The 24,683-nt window shown below is 72.9% G+C and carries 14 protein-coding genes and 1 riboswitch; of the genes, 8 read left to right on the forward strand and 6 right to left on the reverse strand.

Annotation, left to right across the window (positions count from 1 at the left end; translation table 11 throughout):
• The first annotated feature begins 54 nt into the window (after nucleotides 1–54).
• The 3 genes from RIU97_RS33900 (at nucleotide 55) to RIU97_RS33910 (ending at nucleotide 3,040) form a co-directional block, all read left to right on the forward strand.
• Nucleotides 55–249 carry a hypothetical protein gene (locus tag RIU97_RS33900; protein ID WP_314251510.1) on the forward strand — a complete coding sequence of 65 codons (195 nt, stop codon included), beginning with the start codon at nucleotides 55–57 and terminating at the stop codon, nucleotides 247–249.
• A 136-nt stretch (nucleotides 250–385) separates the two neighbouring features.
• Complete coding sequence (locus RIU97_RS33905) at nucleotides 386–1,951, forward strand: hypothetical protein (RefSeq protein ID WP_404961316.1); 1,566 nt, start codon at nucleotides 386–388, stop codon at nucleotides 1,949–1,951.
• 822 nt (nucleotides 1,952–2,773) lie between these two features.
• Nucleotides 2,774–3,040, forward strand: coding sequence for a hypothetical protein (locus RIU97_RS33910; RefSeq protein ID WP_404961317.1), 267 nt, complete (start codon nucleotides 2,774–2,776; stop codon nucleotides 3,038–3,040).
• Between the two features lie 537 nt (nucleotides 3,041–3,577).
• Here RIU97_RS33910 and RIU97_RS33915 read toward each other — a convergent pair.
• Nucleotides 3,578–7,375 carry a helix-turn-helix domain-containing protein gene (locus RIU97_RS33915; RefSeq protein ID WP_404961318.1) on the reverse strand — a complete coding sequence of 1,266 codons (3,798 nt, stop codon included), beginning with the start codon at nucleotides 7,373–7,375 and terminating at the stop codon, nucleotides 3,578–3,580.
• Nucleotides 7,376–7,522: 147 nt separating this feature from the next.
• On the reverse strand, nucleotides 7,523–7,885 hold the full coding sequence (locus RIU97_RS33920; RefSeq protein ID WP_404961319.1) for a hypothetical protein: 363 nt from the start codon (nucleotides 7,883–7,885) through the stop codon (nucleotides 7,523–7,525).
• Between the two features lie 324 nt (nucleotides 7,886–8,209).
• Here RIU97_RS33920 and RIU97_RS33925 point away from each other — a divergent pair, with 324 nt between their 5' ends.
• A complete protein-coding gene (locus RIU97_RS33925; protein WP_404961320.1) occupies nucleotides 8,210–9,367 on the forward strand; it encodes a nitrous oxide reductase family maturation protein NosD in 1,158 nt (385 codons plus the stop codon).
• 34 nt (nucleotides 9,368–9,401) lie between these two features.
• The gene (locus RIU97_RS33930; RefSeq protein WP_404961321.1) at nucleotides 9,402–10,466 is read left to right on the forward strand and encodes a methyltransferase; all 1,065 of its coding nucleotides are present in this window, start codon (nucleotides 9,402–9,404) and stop codon (nucleotides 10,464–10,466) included.
• Between the two features lie 102 nt (nucleotides 10,467–10,568).
• On the opposite strand, the gene RIU97_RS33935 is transcribed toward RIU97_RS33930, so the two are convergent.
• Both RIU97_RS33935 and RIU97_RS33940 read right to left on the reverse strand, forming a co-directional pair.
• The gene (locus RIU97_RS33935) at nucleotides 10,569–10,826 is read right to left on the reverse strand and encodes an acyl carrier protein (RefSeq protein ID WP_361765685.1); all 258 of its coding nucleotides are present in this window, start codon (nucleotides 10,824–10,826) and stop codon (nucleotides 10,569–10,571) included.
• Between the two features lie 13 nt (nucleotides 10,827–10,839).
• Nucleotides 10,840–12,030, reverse strand: a complete 1,191-nt coding sequence (locus RIU97_RS33940; protein ID WP_404961322.1) for a SchA/CurD-like domain-containing protein — start codon at nucleotides 12,028–12,030, stop codon at nucleotides 10,840–10,842.
• A gap of 147 nt (nucleotides 12,031–12,177) precedes the next feature.
• Here RIU97_RS33940 and RIU97_RS33945 point away from each other — a divergent pair, with 147 nt between their 5' ends.
• Entirely contained in the window at nucleotides 12,178–13,842 is a 1,665-nt protein-coding gene (locus RIU97_RS33945) for an FAD-dependent oxidoreductase (protein ID WP_404961323.1), read from the forward strand.
• Between the two features lie 113 nt (nucleotides 13,843–13,955).
• Nucleotides 13,956–14,182: riboswitch (cobalamin riboswitch) on the forward strand.
• A 172-nt stretch (nucleotides 14,183–14,354) separates the two neighbouring features.
• A complete protein-coding gene (metE, locus tag RIU97_RS33950) occupies nucleotides 14,355–16,679 on the forward strand; it encodes a 5-methyltetrahydropteroyltriglutamate--homocysteine S-methyltransferase (RefSeq protein ID WP_404961324.1) in 2,325 nt (774 codons plus the stop codon).
• Nucleotides 16,680–16,697: 18 nt separating this feature from the next.
• On the opposite strand, the gene RIU97_RS33955 is transcribed toward metE, so the two are convergent.
• A complete protein-coding gene (locus RIU97_RS33955; protein WP_404961325.1) occupies nucleotides 16,698–17,372 on the reverse strand; it encodes a TetR/AcrR family transcriptional regulator in 675 nt (224 codons plus the stop codon).
• Nucleotides 17,373–17,550: 178 nt separating this feature from the next.
• Nucleotides 17,551–19,617, reverse strand: a complete 2,067-nt coding sequence (locus RIU97_RS33960) for a discoidin domain-containing protein (protein ID WP_404961326.1) — start codon at nucleotides 19,615–19,617, stop codon at nucleotides 17,551–17,553.
• A gap of 254 nt (nucleotides 19,618–19,871) precedes the next feature.
• Here RIU97_RS33960 and RIU97_RS33965 point away from each other — a divergent pair, with 254 nt between their 5' ends.
• Nucleotides 19,872–24,677: a hypothetical protein gene (locus RIU97_RS33965; protein ID WP_404961327.1), complete on the forward strand. Its 4,806-nt coding sequence runs from the start codon at nucleotides 19,872–19,874 to the stop codon at nucleotides 24,675–24,677.
• Nucleotides 24,678–24,683 lie beyond the last annotated feature (6 nt).

A 24,683-nucleotide genomic window follows, 5' to 3' on the forward strand; every position in this document is an offset into this window, starting at 1 on the left:
TCGCTCGAAGGCACCCCCTCCTGCGCCACCATGACGGCGAGTAAGGAGGTTTCGATGGTGATTTCCCTCTCCGTGGTCGTCCTGCTCCTCATCCTCGCCTGGATCTTCCTGCGCAGCGGCGGGCTCAAGTTCTCGCACGCGCTGGTCTGCGCGCTGCTCGGCTTCTACCTCGCGAGCAGCAGCATGGCCGCGACCATCCACAACGGGCTGACGGCCACCGCGAACGTGGTCTCCAGCCTCCACCCCTGACCTTGATCTTCTGTTGCGCCTTCGTGAATCATCCGGCGCATCCATGGACTCCTCGGGCACTGCGATCTAGCGTCTGGCCGCGGCGCGATGTCAGATGCAATGTCAACAAGACCGAAGGGACAGGGAGGAAGCCCGGATGTTCCGAAGAGCGCTGAACTGCGCCGTGGTGCCGGTCGTCGCCGCCTTCACGGTGATGTACGGCGGCTCGCCGGCCCAGGCCGAGGAGATACCCAAGGCTCCCGGCCACCGCCTGATCAGCCACTACGACGGCAGCCCCGTGGCCGCCGCACCGCTGCCCGGCGAGGCGCCGCCGCAGCACCCCCACCTCGCGCCCAACGGCCGCAGCGGCATGCACTCCGACGCGGCGGGCAGCGCCACGGTCCCCTGGTCGGGGCCGCTCGGCAAGAACCCGCAGGTGACCAGTGAGAAGATCGCGGCACTGGGCGGCGAATGCGCCACCGCCACCTTCGACGCGGGCGGCCGCCTCGTCACGGTGTGCGGCACCTTCTCGGGCTTCAAGGTCAAGCTCCTGGAGCCGCGTACGCTCGCCACGCTCGCCGAGTACCAGCTCCCGCAGCGCTCCTCGACGGTCGAGGCGATCACCTCGCTCGACTTCGCGAAGATCTTCAAGGACACCTCGGGCGGCGCCTACTTCTACCTGGACGACCAGGACCGGGCCGTGCTGGCCGACTCCCGCCAGCACATCCTGCGCCTCGCCCACTCCCAGAACCCCGACGGCGGCTGGAAGTTCACGGTCGACGACGACTGGGACCTCACCGGCCGGGTCCCGCACGACTGCGTGACCTGGACCAACCTGCGGCCCAGCGGCACCTGTGACCCCGTCACCTCCGTGATGCCCGACTGGGACGGCCGCATCTGGTGGGTCACCCGCCAGGGGCGGGTCGGCACCGTGGATCCGGCGACCTCGCGGATCCGCTCCGTCCGGCTGCCGGGCGAGGAGATCCAGAACTCCTTCTCGGTCGCCGAGGACGGCGTCTCCATCGTCTCCGACCACGCGCTCTACGGCTTCCGCGCCGCCGCCGACGGCACCCCCGAGGTGCAGTGGCGCCAGACGTACGACCGCGGGACCGCCGCCAAGCCCGGTTCCGTCAACCAGGGTTCGGGAACCACCCCGGACCTCTTCGGCAACGGCTACGTCGCCATCACCGACAACGCCGACGACCGGATGAACGTCCTGGTCTACAAGCGGGGCACGGACGTCCCGGCCGACCGGCGGCTGGTCTGCAAGGTGCCGGTGTTCGGCTCCGGCGCCTCGACCACCGACAACTCCCTGATCACTTGGGGCAACAGCATCGTCGTCGAGAACAACTACGGCTACGAGAACCCCACCACCCTGCTGCTGGGCAAGTCGGTCGTGGGCGGCGTGACCCGCATCGACGTCCGGGCCGACGGCAGCGGCTGCGACACGGTGTGGGAGAGCGCGATCCGCGCTCCCTCCGTGGTCCCGAAGCTCTCCACCGCGAACGGGCTGCTCTACTTCTACGAGAAGGAGCCCAACTTCTGGGGCATCGACGGCTGGTACCTCACGGCCGTGGACTTCCGCACCGGTGAACGCCGCTGGCGGCAGCTGACCGGTACCGGACCGCTCTACGACAACAACTGGGCCCCGATCACCCTGGGCCCCGACGGCACCGCGTACGTCGGCGTCTTCAACGGCATCATCGCGGTCCGCGACAGCTGACCCGGGGGACCGGCGGCCGGGCCCGACCGATGCGAATCCGACGGTTTCCGGTCAGGACCGATCCGGCGGTCGACTGAGCGCGGGAGCCGCCCGCAGCGCGGACCGTTCCGCGGTGGGCGGCTCACCCCATGTCCGGGCCCGGGTCCCGCCGTTTCGCGAGCGCCGCGCGGACGTCCGTACTCAAGTGAAGGTCCACCCGGTGTCCGTGGGCAGGGCGTCGGCCGGGCACGGCTCCCCTCCGTCGCGGCCCGGCTTGTCGGTCGGAGATGTTCCGTGCGGCATCGTGTGTTCCTCCTGCATGTGGTGCACGGCCGGGGACGGTCCCTTTCGGGCGCGGTGATCCGGTCGGCCGATTCTTGTCCTGGCGGTGAATCGTCGGTGAATCGACGGCTCTGAATCGAGTGGACGTCGGCATGCTCAAAGGGCCGACGCTCGATGTTAATCATTCCGGGCCGAATGTGCTCCTCGTGTGACTCAGCCCACTGCTGGAGGCAATGTCGAGTGGATTGTCGACGGCAGAATTTCGTCGGAATTGGGTGTTGACAAGCGACCCGAATATGACGGCCGGTCCATCGTCTTTGAGCCGCATCTGCCTGTGAGGCTCGGGTTTTGACTGGAAATCGGCCTTCTTTGCAGATCAAGCCGCTGGGCGGGGCGATGTTTTTCGGTCATCGGGCCGGTGATCGCCCTCACGCCGATGCCGTTATTGTGGGGACTTGCCTGCTGGTACGTTGATCGGAACAACCCCGTTCGTAAGGCCGTTCACGAGAGCGGCCCGACTTGAAAGGGGCGCTCGGAAATTCAGGGCCCCCGGGAGGCGTCATGCCCCACAGGGTGATTCTGGCGCTTCTTGCGATCGGCTCCTTTGCCGTCGGCGCGGACGGATTTGTCATCAGCGGTATTCTTCCGCGTATCGCGGGTGAACTGGACGTGTCCGAACCGGTGGCCGGACAGCTCGTCACGGCCTTCGCGCTCAGCTACGCGATCAGCGCGCCGGTCCTGATGACCCTGACCGCCGGTGTGTCCCGGCGCGTCATGCTGCGCGGCTCGATGCCGGCCTCCCTGCTCGCCAACGTGCCCTCTACATGAACACCGCCGCGGCAGGGCTGCTTCACCGTCTTCACCCACCTGGCGGCCTTCACCCGTGCCACCACGGGCGTGGACGACGCCGGCGTGAGCGTCCTGCCGGTGTTCGGTGTCGCGGGCGCGGTCGGCAACGCGATCGGCGGCCGGCCCGGCGACCGCATCGGGGCGGAACGCACCACCGCCTCGGTGTCGGGCGCGGCGGCCATGGCGCTGCTGGCGGTACTGGCGAGCTGCTTCGCCTCCGAGTCGGCGGCATCCGTCAACAGCTCCGCGTCGTACATCGGCGTGGCCCTGGGCGGTGCCGTCGGCGGAGCAGTCCTCGACCGGCTCACGCCGGCCGCCCTCGCGTGGGCGGGCGGGTGCCTGGAGCTGGTCGCCCTGGCGATGGTCGTCCTGTCGAGGGCTTCCGGGCCGCGAGCTCCGGGGCCGAGGCGCCCGCCCGTGCGCTGCCGGAGCCCGTGCGCGAGGGGTGCCTTCCGGCCTTCCGGCCTTCCGGCCTTCCGGCGCCGCGCCCGTGTCCCCGGACGCGGCCCGGGCGGGTCACTCCCGCAGCCGCCCGATCGCCGCCAGCCGCGCCCCGACGTCCAGGTTCCACAGCCGGACGGTGCCGTCCGTGCTGCTGCTGGCCACCGTCCGCCCGTCGGGGGCGAAGACCACGCCCCACACCGCGCTCGCATGGCCGGACAGCGTGGCCACCGTCCGGCGTGCGGCCACGTCCCACAGCCGCACCGTACGGTCGTTGCCGCTGCTCGCCAGCGTGCGCCCGTCGGGGGAGAAGGCGATGCCCCGCGCGGAGCCGGTGTGACCGGACAGCGCCGCCCGGAAGCGGTGGTGGCGCACGTCCCACAGCCGGACGGTGCCGTCGTTGCCGCTGCTGGCGAGGGTCTGCCCGTCCGGGCTGAAGGCGACCCCGCGGACCGCACCCGTATGGCCGGTGAGGGCGGCCAGCTGGCGGCGTCCGGCCACGTCCCAGAGACGGACCGTCAGATCGTCGCCGGCGCTCGCCAGAGTGCGTCCGTCGGGGCTGAACGCCACGTCGTTGGCGAAGTCCGTATGCCCGGGGAGCGTGGCGAGCGGGCGGCGCGCCACGGCGTCCCACAGTCGTACGGTGCCGTCCGAGCCGGCCGAGGCGAGCGTCCGCCCGTCGGGGGAGAAGGCCACCGAGAACACGGTCCCGCCCAGCCCGGCGAGCGTGGCGGACGGTCCGCCCGCCACGACGTCCCACAGCCGTACGGTGCCGTCCGAGCCGGCCGAGGCCAGGTTCCGCCCGTCGGGGGAGAAGGCCACCGAGAACACCGTCTCGCTGTGCCCCTCGAAGGTGGCGAGCACCCGCCGCTCGGCCACGTCCCACAGTCGGACCGTGTGATCCGCCTCCGCGGTGGCCAGCAGCTTGCCGTCCGGGCTGTATGCGGCGTGCCAGATCTCCGAGAACGGCCGCGAGGCCAGCACCGCGCCCCGCAGGTCCCACAGCACCACGGACTGGTCGAAGCCGGCGGTGGCCAGCATCGCGCCGCGCTGGTCCACGGCCACACCGAGCACGTAGTCGGTGTGCCCGGCGAGCGTCGCCGTCAGCCGGCCGCCGGCCACGTCCCACAGCCGGGTCGTCCCGTCCCCGCCCGCGCTGACGACCGTCGTTCCGTCCGGGGTGTAGGCGACGCCGTTGACGTCGTCGCTGTGCCCGGTCAGCGTCGCGGCCGTCCGCCGGCCGGCCACGTCCCACAGCCGTACGGTCCGGTCGACGCCCCCCGTGGCGACCGTGCGGCCGTCCGGGGCGAACGCCGCCCCCAGCACCTCGTCGGTGTGCCCGGTGAGCACGGCCAGCGCACGCGCGTCCACCGGATCCCACAGGCGTACGGTCCGGTCGGCGCCGGCCGAGACCAGCGTCCGGCCGTCCGCGGCGTACGCGAGGGCGTTGACCCGCCCGGTGTGGCCCGCGAGGGACGCGACGGCCCGGTGGTCCCCGGCGCTCTCCCACAGCCGGACCGTCCCGTCGGCGCCGGCGACCGCCAGCGTCCGACCGTCGGGGGAGAAGGCCACGGTCCGGGCGCCCACCGTACTCGCGGGAAGCACCCCCGTCGCCCGGTGGTCCACGGTGTCCCACAGGCGCGCCGGCCCGTCCGTGGAGGCGGCCGCGAGGGTCCGCCCGTCCGGGCTGACGGCCACCGCGCGGACCCGCCCGGGCATGGTGAAGGTCGCGAGGGTGCGGCGGTCGGTCATCCGCCGCAGGGTCACCGTGCCGTCGGAACTGGCCGTCGCCAGCGAGTCGTTGCCCGGGGAGAAGGCCACCGCGTTGACCGGCCCGCCGTGCCCGCCAAGGCGGGCGATGAACGGCTGGGACTGGGTGCTCAGCAGGGCGCCCCGGGCCTCGCTCGTCGGCGCGGTCCGGTAGGCCTCCCCGGCGAGCAGCATCGATGCCTCCGGCTGGCCGGCGGCCAGCGCCGCCGACTGCAGGGCGAGCGCCCGCGAACGGGCGACGCGCTCCTGGCCGAGCGCGCCCGCGCGCTGCTGGTAGGCCAGGCCGCCGGCGCCCACCGCGAGCACCAGCAGGACGACGAGCGTGGCCAGCATCCGCTGCCGCAGCCGCACCTGGCGCCCGGCCTGCCGCTCGCGGCTGTCGTGCGCCTCCTGGCCGGCCCGGAGGAAGGCGGCCTCCAGGGGGCCGAGCCGGCTCCGGCCGTCGAGCTCGTCGGCCCAGGAGCGGGCGGTGTCCAGCCGGGTCCCGCGGTAGAGCGCCGAGGGGTCCCGGCCCTCGCGCTCCCACTCGGCGGCGGCGTGGGCCAGCTGCTGGTGGATCAGGAGCCCGGCCCGGTCGGCGTGGATCCACCCGCGCAGCCGTGGCCAGGCGTGCAGCAGGGCCTCGTGGGTGATCTCGACGGTGTCGCTGTCCATGGTGATCAGGCGGGCGCGTACGAAGGTGTCGAGCGCGGCCGCGGCGGGGCCCGTGTCGGCCAGTTGGTCCATCAGTGCGGTCCGGCTCATCCTGCGGCGCGCCGCGCCCGTGCCGTCGGCCACGTGCACCAGCCGTACCAGGACGCGGCGCAGCGTGTTCTGCTCGGCCGGGTAGAGGCGGGCGAAGACCTCCTCGGCCGTGCGGGCGATCGCCCCCTGGATTCCGCCGGTGCGCTCGTACCCGGCGACGGTCAGGGTGGAGCCCTCGCGCTGCCGCCAGGTGGCCATCAGCGCGTGCGAGACCAGGGGCAGCGCACCGGAGGGCGTACGGTCCGGCGGATCGTCGCGCAGGCCGACATCGCGCAGCAGCAGCGGGACCAGGCCCGGTTCGAGGGTGAGACCGGCGAGTTCGGCGGGCCGGGTGATCGATTCCCGCAGCTCCGCCAGGGACATCGGAGGCAGCACGAACAGCCCGCCGGTGAAGACCGGGGCCAGCTCCGGAAGGTCCAGACAGTTCCCGGAGAAGTCCGCCCGTACGCCGAGCACCACGACGGCGGGGTCGTGCCCGGCCGGCGGCGCCGGACCGGAGGCGGCCAGCGAGCAGAGCACCCGGACGAACGCGCGCCGCTCGTCCTCGTCGGAGCAGAGCGTGAACAGCTCCTCGAACTGGTCGACGAGCAGCACCGGCCGGGGCGGAGGCGGCCGCCGGTCCCCGGAACCGGCCGGGGGCCGGTCCGTCAGCCGGTGGACGGCTTCGAGCAGCACGTGCGGGTGGTCCCGCAACTTCCGTGCCGTGATGCCGAGATCGCTGCCCAGGACCTTCGCGGCGCAGTCCAGCAGCTCCTCCAGCGGATGCGCGGTGGGAGTGAACCGCACCACCGGCCACGTGTCGGCGCCAGGCATCGGGAAGCCGCCGCCGCGCCGCAGCGCCGGTACGAGACCCGCGTTGAGCAGCGAGGACTTGCCCGCGCCCGACGGGGCGACCAGCATCAGCGGGCCGACGCCGACCCGCCCGAAGACCCGTTCGACCAGCTCGGCCGTCGCCCGCTCCCGGCCGAAGAACCACTCGGCGTCCCGCGCGGTGAAGGCCGGCAGGCCGGGGTACGGACACCCGCCGTCCGCCGGCGGCCCGGCCTCGGCGGGACCCGGGCCCCCGCTGCCGGCGTCGGGCGCTCCCGTCTCCCGGATCATCCGCAGCAGTTCACCTCCCGCCCGCAGTACGTCGTCGCAGCGCCGCGCGACGTCGACGGTGACGGGCTTCGAGCCGGTCTCGATCTTGCTGAGATAGCCCTTGCTGTAGTGCGTCTGCCGTGCGAGGTCCGCGAGGGACAGGCCGCGTTGCACCCGCAGACGTCTGAGCTGCGCGGGGAAGTGCACCGACGCGTCGTCGGATACGTGCTGGTGATCGGTCTTCCGCCGGCGGTCCGGATCCCCCAAAACATCCCCCATGGCAATGCGCGCCCAGGCAGCGAGATGGCACGGCCCAGGCTACCGCGGGGGTACGGCGGAAGACTGGATCTTCCAGCCGGTATGACGAGAAAAGGAGCCCCGGGAGCCGCCCGCGCGGCGGCTCCGGAAGCCCTTGCCACGGGGGTGCTACCGGTTGAGGCGGATCGAGTTGATCGGCGTGAGGTCGGCGTAGACACCGGTCTTGGCCGCGATGCGGCTGCCGCAGCCCGCGCCGTTGTAGCCGGTGCACAGGTTTGCGGTCGCACCGCCGTACTGATTGTTGAGCACCCAGTGGTTCCCGAACTGGTTGCTCAGGTTGTGGGCCCCGTACGAGTAGAAGACGTGGGTCGGCTTGACGGCCGGGTTCTGGTTCTGAGGGTAGATGCAGACCGCCCCCTCCGGGCATCCGGCCCACGCGTCGACCGGCTTGGCCTCGACCGCACCGCTGAGCGCGAGGACGGCGGTGGCGGCGGTCGCGAGGGCGGCGGCGCCGCGGAACATCTTGCGCATGATTTCCCCTGGTGGCTCTTGTCTCCTGCGGACGACTTCAGCCTGCCCCCGCCGGGTGCGGCGGTCGACGGGTTGCCCGTTGCCCCTTGCCGGATCTCCCGGGAAACCCCCTGCGACCAGCCCGGTCGAGGAGCGGGGGGCAACGGCCCGCGTCGCGTCCCCGGCTCCGGGTGACGAGGCGTCACGGCGCAACGGCGGAAGGCCGTCGCGGCGCGTTTCGCGATCCACTCCTCCGGACGTCAAATTGCGCCGTTTGCCCACGGCATGTGTCCATCCGCTTACCCAATGTGGCGAATTGCTCTCATCGCCCATAACTTCTGCATCGTGACGAACCGACAAATCAAGTCCCTCATGTGCATCGCAGTCGTCATGGCCGCAGGCCTCGGCGTGGCCGCGCCACCCGCCGCCGCGGCCGGACGGCGAGTGCACCCGGGCGACTCGATCCAGGACGCGGTGAACGCCGCCCGACCGGGCGACATCATCACCGTGATGCCCGGCACCTACTACGAGAACGTGCTGATCACGAAGCGACTGACCCTGCGGGGGTTCGGTGCCCGCACGGTGATCAGGCCGCCGGTCACCCAGGCCGCGCCGGCAGCACCCGCCGTACCCGCGGCACCCGCGGCGCCCGACGCGCAGGCCGGAGCGGCAGCGGCCGCGCCGGGCGCACCGGCGGCTCCCGTGCGCGCGGCCACCGCCTGCTCGCAGGCCGACACCGGGATCTGCGTCATGGGGACGCCGGAGCAGAGCGTGAACGAGGTGAAGATCCGCTCGCTGGCCGTCTCGGGCTTCAAGCGCAACGGCATCTGGGCCTCCTACACCGACCGGCTCAGCGTCGAGCGGGTGATCTCCGAGAAGAACGGCACCTGGGGCATCGCCCAGGAGCGGTCCACCCGCGGGGTGTTCCGCGGCAACATCGCCCGCGACAACACCGAATCGGGGATCTTCATCGCCAACACCGTCGAGCGGGAGGGCGGCGCCACCGACACCCTGGGCGCGGTGGTCCGGCGCAACACGCTGACCGGGAACCGGATCGGAGTCACGGTCAGGCGCGTCAGGAACCTCTCCGTCAGCGGCAACCTCCTCACCGGAAACTGCGGCGGCGTGTTCGTCGTCGGCGACGAGGGCGAGCCGGGTGCCGGAGCCATGACCATCCGGGGCAACCGGATCCACGAGAACAACAAGTTCTGCAAGGGCAACAGCCGCCTCCCCGACATCCAGGGCGTCGGCATCGTCCTGACCGGGGCCGAGGAGACGGTCGTGCGGGGGAACTCCATCCGCGGCAACGTCGGCGCCTCCCCCCTGTCCGGCGGAATCCTGCTGTTCAAGAGCTTCGTGGGCGCGACGAACACCGACAACGTCATCCAGGACAACGTGGTGCGGGACAACCAGCCGGCCGACCTGGCCAACCAGGGGACCGGAACGGGCAACCGGTTCGTGGGCAACCGGTGCGGGACCTCCGTACCGGCCGGGATGTGCTGACCGTGCTCCACCTCATCAGAAGAATCGAGGCCGTATGACCACGGTAAGTTCCACCCCCACCCCGGCCACCGTCCCCGTACCCCCGCACACCCCCCAGCCGGGCATGCGCCTGCGGGAGCTCGTCTTCGGGGCGGCCTGCGCCGCGGCCGTACGGGCCGCCGCCCGCCTCGGCGTGGCCGACGCCCTCGGGTCGGAGCCCGCCACCGCCGCCGAGCTCGCGGCGGCGGTCAACTCCGAGCCCCGGCCCCTGGAGCGGCTGCTCCGCGCCCTGGCCTGCTACGGGATCTTCGAGGAGACCGAGGACGGAAAGTTCGTCCACACGGAGATGTCCCGGCTGCTGCGCGAGGACGATCCTCAGAGCCTGCGCTACATCTCCCTGTGGTGCACGGAACCCTGGACCTGGCAGGCCTGGCCGCGCCTCGACGACGCCGTGCGCTCCGGCGGGAGCGTGTTCCAGGACCTCTACGGCAAGGGCTTCTTCCAGTACCTGCACGAGGACGCGCACGAGTCGGCCCACGTGTTCAACCGGGCCATGACCACCTCCAGCATGCAGTCGGCGCTGGACGTCGCGGAGCTCCTGGACCTCACCGGGGTCTCCGTGGTCGCGGACATCGGCGGCGGCCAGGGGCACGTACTGGCGAGCCTGCTGGAGAAGCACCCGACGGTGCGCGGCGTCCTGCTCGACCTGCCGGGCGTGGTCGCCAAGGCCGATCCCCGGCTGCGGGACGGCGGTCCGCTCGCCGAGCGGGCCGGCATCGTTCCCGGGGACTGCCGCGAGGCCGTCCCGGTCGAGGCCGACATGTACATCATCAAGAACATCCTGGAATGGGACGACGAGAGCACCCGCAGGACCCTGCACAACGTCGTCTCCGCGGCCCGGCCCGGGGCCAGGGTCGTCATCATCGAGAACCTGGTCGACGACACCCCATCGATGAAGTTCACCACGGCCATGGACCTGCTGCTGCTCCTCAACGTGGGCGGCGCGAAGCACACCAAGGAGAGCCTCTGCACCCGGATGCGGGACGCGGGGCTGGTGATCGGCGAGATCCGTCCGGTCAACCCGTACCTGCACGCGTTCGAGTGCACCGTGCCCGAGTGATTCCGGGCCCCCCGCGCGCCACAACGCCTCGAGACCGGCGGGATGAGCCGGTCTCGGGGGCGTCGGCACGACGGACGGGCGGTGCCCGTCCGTCCGAACGCGTCAGGCCTTGGTCGCCAGGGCGTTGTTGACGAGGTCCAGGAACTCGCGCGGCGACTTGCACCGGTCCGCGTCGGCGGGCAGGGGCCGGCTGTGCCGGTTCTCCAGCTCGCCGACGATGCCGAGGAGCCCGAGGGAGTCGAGCCCCCACTCGTCGAAGCCCGAGTCGGGGCGGCTCGCCATGGCCGCGGGGTCGACGTTCACGCCGGCCCCCTTCTTCATCAGGGCGGCCAGTTCTTCCATGGTCAGTCGAGGGGTCATGACGGCCATCTCCTCAGGCTTGGTCCGGCGTACGCCGGTCGGTGATCAGGCGCATTTCAGAGCGCGCGAGGAAGCGTGAGATCTCCTGGTCGGTGGTGGGGACGCCGTCCTTGGCGCTGTCGAGCAGCCGGGCCAGCACGGCCGCCTTGTGGCCGCCCTCGACGCCGAGCGCCAGGGCGGGCCGGGCGTCGAGCGGGCCGCGCATGTCGAGGAGCCGGACGACGATGTCGTCGCGCTGGAACAGGGTGCTTCCCTCGATGGGGCTGGCCGGGTCGTCCACGGCCGCCTCGTCCTGGCCGGCGAGCAGCCGGGCGAGTGCCATGCCGCACCCGTTCTTGGCGGGGTAGAAGAGCGCGTGCCGCCGGACGTCCGCGTGCTCGCGGCCGGCGCCCGCCACGTGGTGCACCGCAGGGAGCGCCGCACGGGTGAAGAACATCCGGGCGGATCCGGGGTCGCTGAGGTCCCGGTCCTGTTCCAGATACGGGTTGATGGCCTCCTCCAGGGCCTGCACCTCGGGCTGCAGGGCCACGTGGCGCAACGCCGCGAGGAGGTCGCCCTCCACCTCGACCGCCCGTACGACCCGGTTGCCGTGCATGAAGAGCGAGGTGCGGCGCAGCCGGGTGTTCTCGTCGACCCGCGCCTGCGGGGAGGTGTACCCGGCGAGCAGCTCCGCCACGACCGGTTCGCTGCCCGGCTTCACGGTGAAGGTGAGGGCGTGGCGCACCACGCCGTCCCCGCGCCGCGGGGCGACCTGGAGGCGGTCACCGGACCGGTCCCCGAAGTGCGCGGAAGCGGCGTCGGGGCCGAACCCGGGATCGGAGCCGTAGGACGAGGGGGAGAGGGAGACGGCGGGGACGGAGTCCTTGCCGGTCACCCGCAGCACGCTGAAGCGCAGCGAGCGGGTGTCCCGTACGCAGCCGTGGAGCGGCTGCACCGACGCGACGTGTTCCTCGCTGTTGACCCAGGCCAGGAACCGCGGTGCGCTCTCCCACTCGCTGGTGATGAGCCACTGCGAGGGATTCTCGATCGACTGGCACAACTCGTCGCTGATGTGTCCGGGGACGGAGGACACCTGCTTGCGGAGATGCTCGTAGACCTCCAGGAACTGGTTCTGCGCACCGTCGTACAGATCCAGCAGCAGCACGACCCGAAGCCTCGAGCCGTCGAAGGCGGACTGGGATATCCGTTCCGACAAGGTTGTCATCGTTCACACTCCTTCGAGACCACACGGTCGCCACGGGGCGGCGCCACCCGAACCGATCGTTGTCCCGTAATCCCCCCGGCGCGAGAGGAGAGAACCAAGCGGGTGAACGGGCGAGGGAAGCGCCCTCGTACAGGGCATGGAAGAGCCATGAAGGAAAACGTCGACCACCGCGTCCCTGTCCTCATCGTGGGCGGCTCGCTGGTGGGCCTGTGCACCTCGCTCTTCCTCGGCCGGCACGGCATCAGCCACATGCTGGTCGAGAAGCACGCGGGTACCTCGATGCACCCGCGAGGACGCGGTATCAACGTACGGACCATGGAGTTGTTCCGCGTCGCCTGTGTCGAGGACCGGATCCGCGAGGCGGCCTCGGTCCTGGCGGACAACCACGGCATCCTGCAAGGCGGCTCCCTGACCGGTGAAGACCAGGAGTGGCTGTTCGAGCGGATCGACCCGGGGGGCGCACTCGCCCGCTTCAGCCCGTCGGCATGGTGCCTGTGCAGCCAGAACGACATCGAGCCGGTACTGATGTCTGTGACCCCCGGGCTCGGGGCCGACCTGCGGTTCTCCACCGAACTCCTCTCCTTCGAACAGGACCCGGGCGGTGTGACCGCCATCGTGAAGAACCGCGACACCGGGGAGCACAGCACGGTGCGCGCGGACTACCTCGTCGCCGCCGACGGGCCGCGCAGCCCGGTGCGGGAAGGGCTCCGGATCGGCCAGAGCGGTCCCGGCGACCTCTTCCACAACGTGAGCATCACCTTCCGGTCCCGCATGCTCGCGGACGTGGTCGGCGATCGGCGTTTCATCGTGTGCTACCTGACCAAGCCCGACGCCGACGGGGCCCTGCTGCCGGTGGACAACAGCGAGCGGTGGGTCTTCCACGCGCCGTGGCACCCCGACCGCGGCGAGACCCTGGAGGACTTCACGGACGAGCGCTGCGTCGAGCACATCCGCCGGGCCGTGGGCGCACCCGGCCTGGACGTGGAGATCACCGGGAAGGCTCCGTGGCACGCGGCCGAGCGGGTCGCGCAGCGGTACGTGGCCGGCCGGGTCTTCCTGGCCGGTGACTCCGCCCACGAGATGTCCCCCACCGGGGCGTTCGGCTCCAACACCGGCATCCAGGACGCGCACAACCTGGCCTGGAAGCTCGCAGCCGTACTGGACGGCGCGGCCGGCCCCGGGCTGCTGGAGACGTACGAGGCCGAGCGGCTTCCGGTGGCGCGGGCGACGAGCGAGCGCGCCTCGGCCCGGTCCGCCGAGCACAGCCACCCGGGGTACGAGCCCGACCCCGAGACCGTCCACGAGGGCCAGCCCGAGCCCGCCCCGGGCGGACGTCAGGGCGGTGTCCTGTCCGTGGCCATGGGCTACCGCTACAACCAGGGCGCGGTCCTGGGCACCGACCCCGACCAGCCGGTCGTGCCCGAACGGATGCGTCTGTGCGGCGAACCGGGCACGCGCGCGCCGCACATGTGGCTCCACGCCCCGGGGGAGGAGCGGCAGAAGTCCACCCTGGACCTCTACGAGCGGTCCTTCGTCCTGCTCAGCTCCGAGGGCACGCCGTGGAGCGGGGCGGCGGGATCCGTCGCCAAACGGATGAACGTGCGCCTGGACGCCTACGCCATCGGCAACGGGCCGGAGGCCGACCTGATCCCTGCGAGCGGCGGCGACTGGGCCGAGGCGCACGGCACGACCGCGGCCGGGGCGGTCCTCGTCCGCCCGGACGGCTTCGTGGCCTGGCGCTCGGAGGAGGCCGTGGCCGATGAGGAATCGGTCCTCTACAAGGTCCTGACCACCCTGCTGGACCGGTACTGACCTTCCCCCCCCCCGGATCCCCGCTCCGCCCGGCGGCGCGGGGATCCTCCGCGTCCCGGTCTCGCCGCGATCCGGATATTGGACAACCCGCTCCGTTGACGGCGAACGCCATCTACTCTGGCCGGGCAGCTGGTTCGCACCCGTCAGCCGGACGGGGCGCGTCGTAAGAGGGAACCCGGTGGGAATCCGGGACTGCCCCGCAGCGGTGAGTGGGAACGACCGCCGTCATACGCACTGGGACCGGAACCGGTCCTGGGAAGCGACGGCCAGTAGGTGCCCGCCGGGAGACCGGCAGGCGCGCCCGCGAGTCCGAAGACCTGCCCGTTGCCCGAGCGCGAACGACCGCGCCCGGTTTCCCGGTGACCTCGTGGGTGGGTCGGCGTGCTTCAGGCGGATCGTTCCGGCGTGTACCTCAGGCGTACGCGCATCCGGCGGTCCGCCCGTTCCGGCACCCCTTCGCAGCCCAGGCCCGTCACCGGGTTCATGGAGACACGCTCGCGAAGGAGAGTTCCGTGACCACCGAGTCCGCAGCCGCGGCAGTACAGGCCACCGTGTACGGCTACCCCCGCCAGGGCGGCAGCCGCGAACTGAAGAAGGCCGTCGAGGGCTACTGGAAGGGCCGCGTCACCGCCGACGCCCTCCGGGAGACCGCCCGTGACCTGCGCCGGACCAACTGGCAGCAGCTGGCCGACGCCGGCATCACCGAAGTGCCGACCGGCGACTTCTCGTACTACGACCACGTGCTGGACACCAGCGTCATGGTCGGCGCCGTCCCCGAACGCCACCGCGCCGCCGTGCGGACCGACGCCCTCGACGGCTACTTCGCCATGGCGCGCGGTACCCAGGACGTGGCGCCGCTGGAGATGACCAAGTGGTTCGACACCAACTACCACTACCTGGTGCCCGAACTCGGCCCGGACACCGTGTTCACGGCGGACTCCTCGAAGCAGGTCGCCGAGCTCGAAGAGGCACTGGCGCTCGGCCACACCGCCCGCCCGGTGCTGGTCGGGCCCGTGACGTACCTCCTGCTGGCCAAGCCCGCCCCCGGTGTCGCCGCCGACTTCGAGCCCCTGACCCTGCTCGACCGCCTGCTGCCCGTCTACGCCCGGGTCCTGGCCGACCTGCGGGCGGCCGGAGCCGAGTGGGTGCAGCTGGACGAGCCCGCCCTCGTGCAGGACCGGACCCCCGCCGAACTGAACGCCGCCGCCCGCGCGTACCGCGAGCTCGGCGCCCCGGGAGACCGGCCGAAGCTGCTCGTGGCCTCGTACTTCGACCGGCTCGGCGAGGCTCTGCCGGTGCTGGCCAAGGCTCCCGTCGACGGGCTCGCCCTGGACTTCACCGATGCCGCCGCCGCGAACCTCGCCGACCTCGCCGCCGTCGGCGGCCTGCCCGGCAAACGGCTCGTCGCGGGCGTCGTCAACGGCCGCAACATCTGGATCAACGACTTCGAGAAGTCCCTGTCCACCCTCGGCACCCTCCTGGGCCTCGCCGACCGGGTCGACGTGGCCGCCTCCTGCTCCCTGCTCCACGTCCCGCTGGACGCCACCGTCGAACGGGACGCCGACCCGCAGGTCCGGCGCTGGCTCGCCTTCGCCCGGCAGAAGACCGCGGAGATCGCCACGCTCGCCCGCGGCCTCGTCGGCGGCACCGACGTGATCGCGGCCGAACTCGCCGCCAACCGGGCCGACCTGGCCTCCCGCGCCAGCTCCGCCGTCACCCGCGACCCCGCGGTGCGCGCCCGGACCGCGGCGATCACGGACGCGGACGGCCGCCGCTCCCAGCCGTACGAGGAGCGCGCGAGCGCCCAGCACGCCCGCCTGGGCCTGCCGCTGCTGCCCACGACGACCATCGGATCGTTCCCGCAGACCGACGAACTGCGCGTGGCCCGCGCCGACCTGCGGGCCGGCCGCATCGACACGGCGGGCTACGAGGACCGCATCGAGGCGGAGATCCGGGAGGTCCTGGCCTTCCAGGAGAAGGCCGGCATCGACATCCTCGTGCACGGCGAGCCCGAGCGCAACGACATGGTCCAGTACTTCGCCGAGCAGCTCACCGGCTACCTCGCCACCCAGCACGGCTGGGTGCAGTCCTACGGCACCCGCTACGTCCGCCCGCCCGTCCTGGCCGGCGACATCTCCCGCCCCGACCCGATGACCGTGCGCTGGACCACGTACGCCCAGGCGCAGACCGGCCGCCCCGTCAAGGGCATGCTCACCGGCCCCGTCACCATGCTCGCCTGGTCCTTCGTCCGCGACGACCAGCCGCTCGGCGACACCGCCCGCCAGGTGGCGCTGGCCCTGCGCGACGAGGTGGACGACCTGGAGGCGGCGGGCACTTCCGTCACCCAGGTGGACGAACCGGCGCTGCGGGAAACCCTCCCGCTGCGCGCCGCCGACCACGCCGCCTACCTGGCGTGGGCCACCGAGTCCTTCCGGCTCACCACCGCCGGGGTCCGTCCGGACACCCAGATCCACACGCACATGTGCTACGCCGAGTTCGGCGACATCGTCGACGCCATCGAGGCCCTCGACGCCGACGTCATCAGCCTGGAAGCGGCCCGCTCGCACATGCAGGTCGCCGACGAGCTCGCGGGCGCCGACTACCCGCGCGAGGTCGGCCCCGGCGTCTGGGACATCCACTCGCCGCGGATCCCCTCGGTGGCCGAGGCGTCGGCGCTGCTCCGCAAGGGCCTCGCTGCCATCCCGGCGGAACGGCTGTGGGTCAACCCCGACTGCGGCCTGAAGACCCGGGCCTGGCCGGAGACCAGGGCCTCCCTGGAGAACCTGGTCGAGGCCGCCCGCCAGGTCCGCGCCGAGGTCACCGCCGACGGCGCCTGATCCGGGGACCCGGCCGCCTCAGGCGGAGCGCGGTGGTGCGACGCGCTCCCGGACGGGCGGCCGGGCCCCGTCGCCGCGGTCGCCGAAGCCTCCGGCGCAGTCGTCCCCGACGAGGCCCGCCACGTGGTCGGTGAACGTGTCGAGGATGTCCGTGGAGATCGTTTCGTCGCCGAGCACCAGGTGGTTGAGCGTCAGCCCGTCCGTCATGACGGCCAGATAGCGGGCCAGTACCGTCACGGGGACGCGGAGTTCGAAGCCCATGTGGTGACGGAGCTGTTCGATGAGCTCGGTGTAGGTGTCGGCGTACAGCTGGTACTGGCGTCGCGCCAGGTGCTCGAAGCCGGGCCGGCGCAGGGCGTACTGCGTGAGTTCGTACGTGAGCATGTGCTCGCCCGGGTGGGCGGACACGTGGTCCCAGTACGCCTGGAAGCCGGCCCGGACGGTCTCGCGCAGGGTGGCCTTCGGCTGGATCGCCTCCTTCACCACGCTGATGCTGTGCTCGGTGATCGCCGCCATGACGGATTCGAGCAGGGCCTGCTTGGAGTCGAAGCAGTAGTGGAAGACGCTCAGTGATACGCCCGCCTCGGCGGATATCGACCGGGTCGTCGTCCGGGCGACCCCGTCGCGGGTCATCGCCCGGATGGCGGCCTCGGTCAGCTGCCGGCGCCGGTCGGCCGACGGCATCCGTGCCATGGGCGATCCCTTCGGTTCGTGCTGCTGTGCCGTGCGGTGCGCTACGGGCGGTGTGGTGCGGGCGGTGCGATACGGGCAGTGCGGTGCGGCGGCGGGAAGGCGGCCGGGGCCGGGGCCGGCCGGATCGGTGAGGATCCGGCCGGCCCCGGCCCCGGCACCAGACGCCGCCCGGGCGGCGTCAGCTGCTGTAGACGCCGACCTCGTGGAGCGAGTACCCCCACTGGGTGCCGCGCTGCAGTCCGTGGACGCGTACGTACCGGGCCGGGGTGCCGGCGAACTGCGCCGTGTCCAGCCCGCCGTCACCGGTGGTCGTGGACCATGCGGACTGCCAGTTCGTGCCGTCGCCCGAGAGCTCGATCCGGTACGACTTCCCGTGGGCGCGTTCCCACTCGAGGGTGACGCGCTTGACCAGGCCCGGTGTCCCGAGGTCGATCTGGAGCCACTGGTCGTCGCTCCAGTCGCTCGCCCAGCGGGTGCCCGTGTTACCGTCCACGGCCCGTGAGGGCGCGTAGCTGATGAACGGGTTCCACTCGGACGAGCTGGCCGAGGCGGGGGCTCCCGCGGCGAGGTTCACCCCGGCCTTGTGCTTCTCGGACGAACCCCAGGTGGTGAGGTAGGACTCGGCGCCCCGGAACAGGTCGTCCACCACGTCCTGGCCGCCGGTGATCCGGATGTCCTCGATCCAGTCCGGGACCAGACCGTAGTGCGAGGCGCCGTCGGTGTTGAGGTCCCAGGTGCGCACGCCGGTGGTCTGCTTGTCGATCACGGAGCCGCCGTCGGTGCTGCGGAAGGGGTAGCGGACCGGGTTCGGGGTGTCCGCGCCACGGGGGCCGGGCCAGCCGCCGACGCCGTTCATGTCGGTGCCGTAGCCGTAGCCGACCTTGTACTTCTCGCGCAGCGCGTCCGTGCGCTTTGCCTCCGCGCTGAAGGCCTCGGAGCCGCTCATGTACTGGGCGACGAATCCGCCGAGCCGGTACACCCGCTCCGTCCAGTCCAGGTCCATCCAGCTGTGCGAGGAGATCACGCCGGGGTACGACTCGGATTCGAGGATGTCGAAGGCCCGGCCCGCGGCCTTGACCCCCATGTGGTCGATCTCCAGCATCATCTTGCGTTTCATCATGCCGCGCACCGCGTACTCGCCGAGCTCGGTGAGACCTCGGGTGTTGCACTGCGCGTCAGCGGCGTACGAGGGGACCGCCACGCCCGCCGGGAGCTGCTTCTGCGCCTCGGGCGCCGCCGCGAGGCCGATGGGGTTGTCGTGCTGCGGGCCCTTGCACTTCTCCGTCTGCCAGAAGGTGCCGGTGGACAGGAACTGGCCCACGTTGATCGCCGTGCCGAGGGCGCCCTGGTCGAACCGGACCCCGCAGAGGGCGTTGTCGAACTTGTGGCACAGGAACATGCTGCGCACGCCCAGCTTGTGCAGCTCGTCCAGGCCGCGGTCGATGTCCTCCTTGCTGCACTGCGCGATGTCCAGGATCTGCTTGCAGCCGAACGGCTCGGAAGTCTCGACGCCGAGGACGACGGCCAGCTTGCCCTGCTTGACGACGTCGCGGGCCTGCGCGGAGTCGGTGACGATCCGGAACCAGCCCTTGCCCGGACCGCCGTACATCTTGTCGACGTACGCCTGCATGTCGTACGTCTTCTGCGCCTCCAGGCGGATGGCGGTCATCTCGTCGCAGCCGCGGTCCTTGAAGAAGTAGACCGAGCAGATGACGCCGTTGGTGACGAGGTCGTTGACGAGCACCCGCTGGCCGCCGCGCCAGGCGCGTTCGACCCAGGCGTAGTAGTTCTGCTGGTGGGTCAGCGAGTCGTGGGCGGGCCAGTCCTTGAAGGTCGGCCAGCCGTTCGGGTCGTGCTTTCCGTCGCCGCCCTTGGTGATGAAGTCGAAGATGGCGAGCGTGCCGTCGGGATAGTGCTCGGGGCAGTCCTTGAGCGCGTCGGCCACCCCCTGCTCGGAGAACGGCTTGCCGCAGATGAGGCGGCCGCCGAAGCCCTCGTTGGACATCAGGTGGTCGTGCGCGTCGACGAAGCCCCGGACGCGTCCCTGGGAGTCGGTGCCCTTGAAGGGTTCGCCGGTGACGTTGATCTCGGAGTCGGGTGCGGGCCGGGCGACCGGGTTCCACCAGCCGGGGTCGGCGGCGGAGGAACTGGGCACGGGGCCGAGCACCATGGCCACCACGGCGAGGAGCAATGACAGGACCGCCAGGGGCCTACGCCTGTGGTGCGTGTGTCGGGAAATGGTCATCACTCACGTCTTCGGTCAGTGGATGGCGCGGTCGAGGAGCCGGATCCGTCCGGGGGCACACGACGGCCACGGCCGCAGGGCACGGCTGTGGCTTGTTTGTCATGGCCCGCACAAGCGGTGGGACGAGAATCGCCACTGGCGGCAGCAGAGTCAAGAGTCCGGGACGGATGACCTGATGACTCGTCAGCCCGGCTGGATCGGATCCCCGGGCCGTGGCGCCGGCGGTGTCGGTGGGGCATGCGACGATCCCGGGCATGATCGCCTCGTTCACCGCCCTGCTGCCCACCGCGGGTACCCACGACTCGACCACCTACGCCGACTGGGTCGCCGCCCACGACCCGGACGCCGCCGGCACCGCGCGCGCCCTGATCGAGGACATGCGCTCCGAACTGGGCCGCTCCCGGAGCAAGCCCGGCCGGTTCGTCGACACGATGGCGGCGCGGGCGCGACGGCTGCCGCCGGCGCACCTGCCGTGGTTCTGGGACACCGTGGGCCACCGGCTGATCGGTTACGGGAGCCGCCCCGGCGGGCGGGCCTACGCCGCGGCACGGGAGGCCGAGGCCCGGCACGGGCTGCCGGTGGACCCGGGCTACCGCCGGGCCAACGCGCTGCTGTTCGCCACGGGCGGGGCCATGCCCGCCAAGGAGTTCGGGGCCCATCAGCGGTTCCTCGCCGAGACGTTGGAGCCGGCCGCGGCGCACGCGGCCCTGGACACGTTCCTGACGGCGTGGGCGGGCTCGCCCGCGGACCTCCCGGCGGATCTGGTGCGCCGCGTACGGGCGTCCGCGAAGGCGGCCGGGCACGGGGACGAGGAGGTCGCGCGGCTGGTGGGCGCGATCCTGTCGGTCACCCGGAAGAAGTCGGTGCCGGACGCGCTGCTCACCGCCGCGGAGCAGGTCCTGACGGCCCATCGGCCCGCGGACACGGTCGCGGCCGGGCTGGTGGAGGTCTTCCCGGACGGGGTCACCGACGGCGGGGCGTGGCTGCGGATGCTGATCGGCTGCGGTGCGGCGGAGGCGATGGAGAGCGGACGGGTGGTGCCGGAGGGCGGACTGCACCACTGGGCCGGAAACTTCGTCCGCATGTACCAGTACGCGGCGCAGTCCGGCGGCGGCGTCGCGCGCCAGCCGCTCCCGGCGGAGTTCCTCGACCTCGTGGGCCGGCTGGGACCACGGCTGCGGGCGGCGGGCGACCCGGTGACGGTGCACACCACCCGGCACCACTACCAGGGCTTCGACGCGGACGTGCTCGACGCCTGCCTGGCGGCCGGGGTCGCGGTCGTCGACCCGGGTCCGGAGACGCGGATGCGCTTCTGGGGCGAGCGGTCCCGGCGGGACCTCGTCGCACTCGCCGCCGACCCGGTGTTCGGCCCCCGCCTGGAGGGGACCGTACACGCGCGTCTGACGCCCCACTGGCCTGCCGCGCACCACCGCCGGCCCGGGTCCGCGGTGACACTGCTGCCGGGCAACGAGGGCATCGCCCACGAGGTGGCCGGGCGGGTCGGCAAGCTCGTCGACACGGTCGCGGGCGGCGGCATGGCGGGGGCCGAGGAGGCCGTGGCCGAGCTGGAGACCCTGCTGGACCGGCCGACGGTGACGGCGCTCGGCGGGATCGCCGACGCCCTCGCCGGGGCCGGCGCCGCGGGCGCGCTGCGGCGCTCGCTGACGGCCGGCCTGCCCGAGGAACTGGCCTGGCCGGCCCTGGAGTCGGTGTACGCGCAGTTCGCGGCGGATGCCGGGCCCGAGGGAACGGACGGGGCGCTGCCGGAGGCGACGGAGGTGACGGGGGTCGCCGGGGTGTCCGGGGTGACCTGCACCTGGCCGGTGCTGACGGTGTTCGGGCGCGACCGGGCGGTCGCCGTCGCCCCGGACGGGGTGCGGGGCTCCTGCCGGTTCACCGTCCCGGACGGGGCGACCATGTACGCCGTCCACTACGTGGGCGGTTCCTTCCTGGTGAGCTGGACCCTCAAGAAGAGCCCCTACTACTGCGACACCGCCGTCTGGGCCGACCGTCCGGCGGAGCCGTTCACTCCGGACCAGCTGAGCGGCCTGGTGCCGTTCGCCGGCAGCCTGGACGGGGCCTACGGCTTCCAGTTCGAGACCGCCGACGGGGGCGGGCGGCACGGCGGCACGCGCGTGCTGCGGCCCGGCGGCACCGAGGGCATCGACGGGGACGAGCTGCTGCTCGGCGACGGCTCCCGGATCTGGACCAACGCCGTCTTCGGACGGCGGCCGTGGGAGGTGGTGGATCCGGTCACCGGGGAGCGGCAGGGGGCGAGCCCGCTGCCGGACTTCCCGGGCCGGCCCGCGAGCGCCGATCCGGCCGCGGAGCCGTCCGAGACCGGCATGAGCCCGGCCGTGGAGGCACTGCAGCTGGCGCCGCTGCCCGCCGGACTGGACGACTCCCCGCTGGGCAGCCGGGACGGGCTGGTCGGGACCCGGGTGCTGTTCCGCACCCGGCACCGCGACCACGCGCCCGACCACTACCTGGTGGAGAGCGTGGACGGGCGGACGGCCCGCTTCGACATCGACCGGCCCGGGCAGGAGCCCTGGGCCCTGTGGGCCCCGCCGGAGGGCGCGGTGGAGGACGTGGTCCTCGCCGAGGCACGGACCTGGACGGGCGTGCGTGCCTACGCCGCCGACGGCGTCCTGCTGTGGGAACTGGACGGACACCACTCGCCCCGGAACCCGCGGGTGAGGCCGGCCCGGCAGGTCACCGTGTCGGGTGGAGTGGCCCTGCCGCCGGCCTTCTGGTACCTGCTGCGGACCCGGGACGCGTCCGGGTCCCGCGCGCTGCGGACCGTGGGAGGGCAGACCGCGGACACCCTGCTCAAGGCCGCCCTCGACGGCCCGGCGGCGCTGCGCGCGGCCGTGGCCCGGGAGTTGCCGGAGGTCACCGACCCGGTGCTGGCCGAGGCCGTCGTGGCCGTGGCCGGGCGGGCCGCCCGGGTGGAGGAGCGGCGGCGCGCCCTGCACCGGCGTGTCACCCTGCTCGCCGAGGCCGCGCCGGCCCAGCCCCGCCGGTCCGCGCCGGACACCGAGCTGCTGCCCGCGCTGTTCGGACTGGTCTCGAAGGGGGAGCGGCCGGCCCGGGACGTGGCCCTGCCGGCGACGCTGGGCGCGCTGGCCTCCGACGGCGCCTGCCTGGCCGGGACGATCGTGGAGGAGGTGCGGCGGCTCTCCCCGCCGGCGCCGCCGCACGACTGGTCGCAACTGCTGGGCACGGTCGACGCCGCGGCGTGGCGGGCGGCGGTGGCACCGACCCCGGACACCGACCGGGCCGCGCTGCTGGCGCTCCTGGACACCTGGGCCGACCAGCCGTTCGCCCGCGTCGGCAGCCGGTGGTGGGTGGGCCGCGCCGACGCCGGGGCCCTGGACGGGCTGCGTGCGGGCGGTACGGCCGTGGCGTCCGCCGCCGTGCGGCCCGGCGGTTCGCAGTGCTGGTTCGTCGCACCCGCAGCGGAGCACACCACGGAGAACACAACCCAGGGTGCCACCGCAGACGCCGACGGCGATCCGGTACCGGCGGCGCTCGCGCAGGCACGGCTCGTCCGGGTGGAGCGGAACGATGCCGCCCGGCTCCGGGCCCTGGTCGAAGCGGTCGACGCGCACGGCCCGGTCCCGCTGCCGGAGCCGGCGGCCGCGCGCTTCGCCGAACTGACGGGCGTACGACGGGCCGTGGCCCGGCTCGTGGTGGCCGGTCTGGTCGGCCGGCCCGGCCGGGACGAGGACCGCGCCCTGGCGCGCAAGGCCCCGTACAAGGCGACCCCGACGACCGCCGAGGCGTACGAGCGGCTGCGCGCGCGGCTCGGGGGCGCGGGACGGCGGGCCGTCCTGGCGGCGGCCCTGCCCGAGGACCCGGCCGAGCTGTGGCGGCCGGGCGGGGTCCTGGCGGCCGTGGAACGGATGGCCGGGGTGTGGTGCGAGCTGATCGGGGCGCAGCCCGCGGTGCACGACGAGGCGGCCGACGCCCTGGAGGCCGAACTCGGCCTCTGCGAGGTGTGGGCCCGGCGGCTGGCGGGCGGCTACGAGGCCGCCGAGGACACGACGGCCGAAGCGGCCGGCTGGGAGCTGGCGGCCACCCGGTACGGCAACAAGGTGGAGGTCAGGGCCGTGCCGCCGGCCGGACCCGAGCTGCCCTACGGCACCCCGGTGGGCCTCCCCCTCGGGCGGATCGCGAGCGCGCTGGTGTGGGCGTGGACGGACCGGCCCGTCGGCGATCCGGCGGTGGCCGGGGCGATGGCCCTGTACGAGCGGCTGCGGGCCGAACTGGCCCGCCCGGAGCTGCTGCTGGAGCTGCCCGGCGGGCTGGTCCAGGACAGCTCGACCCCGATCGCCGACCAGTTCGGGCCGGGGCGGCTGCCGGTGGTGAAGGGCCGTTACGCGGAGGAGGGCTCGGTGACCGTGACCGCGTACGACGCCGGGCCGCTGGTGGTGTGCGCGCCCGGCGGCGCCGCCTTCCTGCGGCCCGCGGCGCTCGCCGGCCCCGAGGTGTGGCAGCGGCTGCGCGGGATCACCGGCCTCGCCGAGGCACTCGACCGGCTGGCGCCGCTGCTGCCCGGTGGCGGGCTGGAGCGGATGATGCTCCGGGCCCGCTCGGGAGCGCTGCCGGCCGGGACGTACGAGGCGGACCCGCGCCAGTCCTGCCCGGAACTGGTCGCGCGGGTGACGCGGCAGATCGGCGCGGGCGCGGACGCCGCGGCCCTGTACCTCCAGCTGGCGGCCCTGGCCGCGCCCACCGACCGGAACGTGCGGCGGTGGAACGGCTGGTCGGCCAAGCAGCACACCCAGGCCCGTACCGAACTCCTCGCCACCGGCACGGTGGTGGAGGCCAAGCGGGCGCGGGCCGGCCGGACCCTGTTCCTGCCCGGCGAGTGGAGCGAGCTGAAGGCCCCGCACCTGCCGCTGGAGACCGTGAAGCTGGGGAGCCACCTGGTGCGCCCGCTGTGGCGCAGCGAGATCCGCGCCCCGTTCGGCCGCGTGCTGCCGACGGCGCCCCTGCACGAGATGTTCGCGGAGGCCTGGGAGCGGCTGTCGGGCGGGCCCGGAGACACCCCCTAGGCGGGG

Origin of the sequence: Streptomyces sp. 147326 (assembly GCF_045000215.1) — a bacterium.
In the GTDB taxonomy this organism is placed as follows: Bacteria; Actinomycetota; Actinomycetes; order Streptomycetales; family Streptomycetaceae; genus Streptomyces.

What these genes read in the sequence shown, in the direction of transcription:
- RIU97_RS33900 (WP_314251510.1), top strand. Translation starts at nt 55, where the DNA reads ATGGTGATTTCCCTCTCCGTGGTCGTCCTGCTCCTCATCCTCGCCTGG.
- RIU97_RS33905 (WP_404961316.1), top strand. Translation starts at nt 386, where the DNA reads ATGTTCCGAAGAGCGCTGAACTGCGCCGTGGTGCCGGTCGTCGCCGCC.
- RIU97_RS33910 (WP_404961317.1), top strand. Translation starts at nt 2,774, where the DNA reads ATGCCCCACAGGGTGATTCTGGCGCTTCTTGCGATCGGCTCCTTTGCC.
- RIU97_RS33915 (WP_404961318.1), bottom strand. Translation starts at nt 7,375, where the DNA reads ATGGGGGATGTTTTGGGGGATCCGGACCGCCGGCGGAAGACCGATCAC.
- RIU97_RS33920 (WP_404961319.1), bottom strand. Translation starts at nt 7,885, where the DNA reads ATGCGCAAGATGTTCCGCGGCGCCGCCGCCCTCGCGACCGCCGCCACC.
- RIU97_RS33930 (WP_404961321.1), top strand. Translation starts at nt 9,402, where the DNA reads ATGACCACGGTAAGTTCCACCCCCACCCCGGCCACCGTCCCCGTACCC.
- RIU97_RS33935 (WP_361765685.1), bottom strand. Translation starts at nt 10,826, where the DNA reads ATGACCCCTCGACTGACCATGGAAGAACTGGCCGCCCTGATGAAGAAG.
- RIU97_RS33940 (WP_404961322.1), bottom strand. Translation starts at nt 12,030, where the DNA reads ATGACAACCTTGTCGGAACGGATATCCCAGTCCGCCTTCGACGGCTCG.
- RIU97_RS33945 (WP_404961323.1), top strand. Translation starts at nt 12,178, where the DNA reads ATGAAGGAAAACGTCGACCACCGCGTCCCTGTCCTCATCGTGGGCGGC.
- RIU97_RS33955 (WP_404961325.1), bottom strand. Translation starts at nt 17,372, where the DNA reads ATGGCACGGATGCCGTCGGCCGACCGGCGCCGGCAGCTGACCGAGGCC.
- RIU97_RS33960 (WP_404961326.1), bottom strand. Translation starts at nt 19,617, where the DNA reads ATGACCATTTCCCGACACACGCACCACAGGCGTAGGCCCCTGGCGGTC.
- RIU97_RS33965 (WP_404961327.1), top strand. Translation starts at nt 19,872, where the DNA reads ATGATCGCCTCGTTCACCGCCCTGCTGCCCACCGCGGGTACCCACGAC.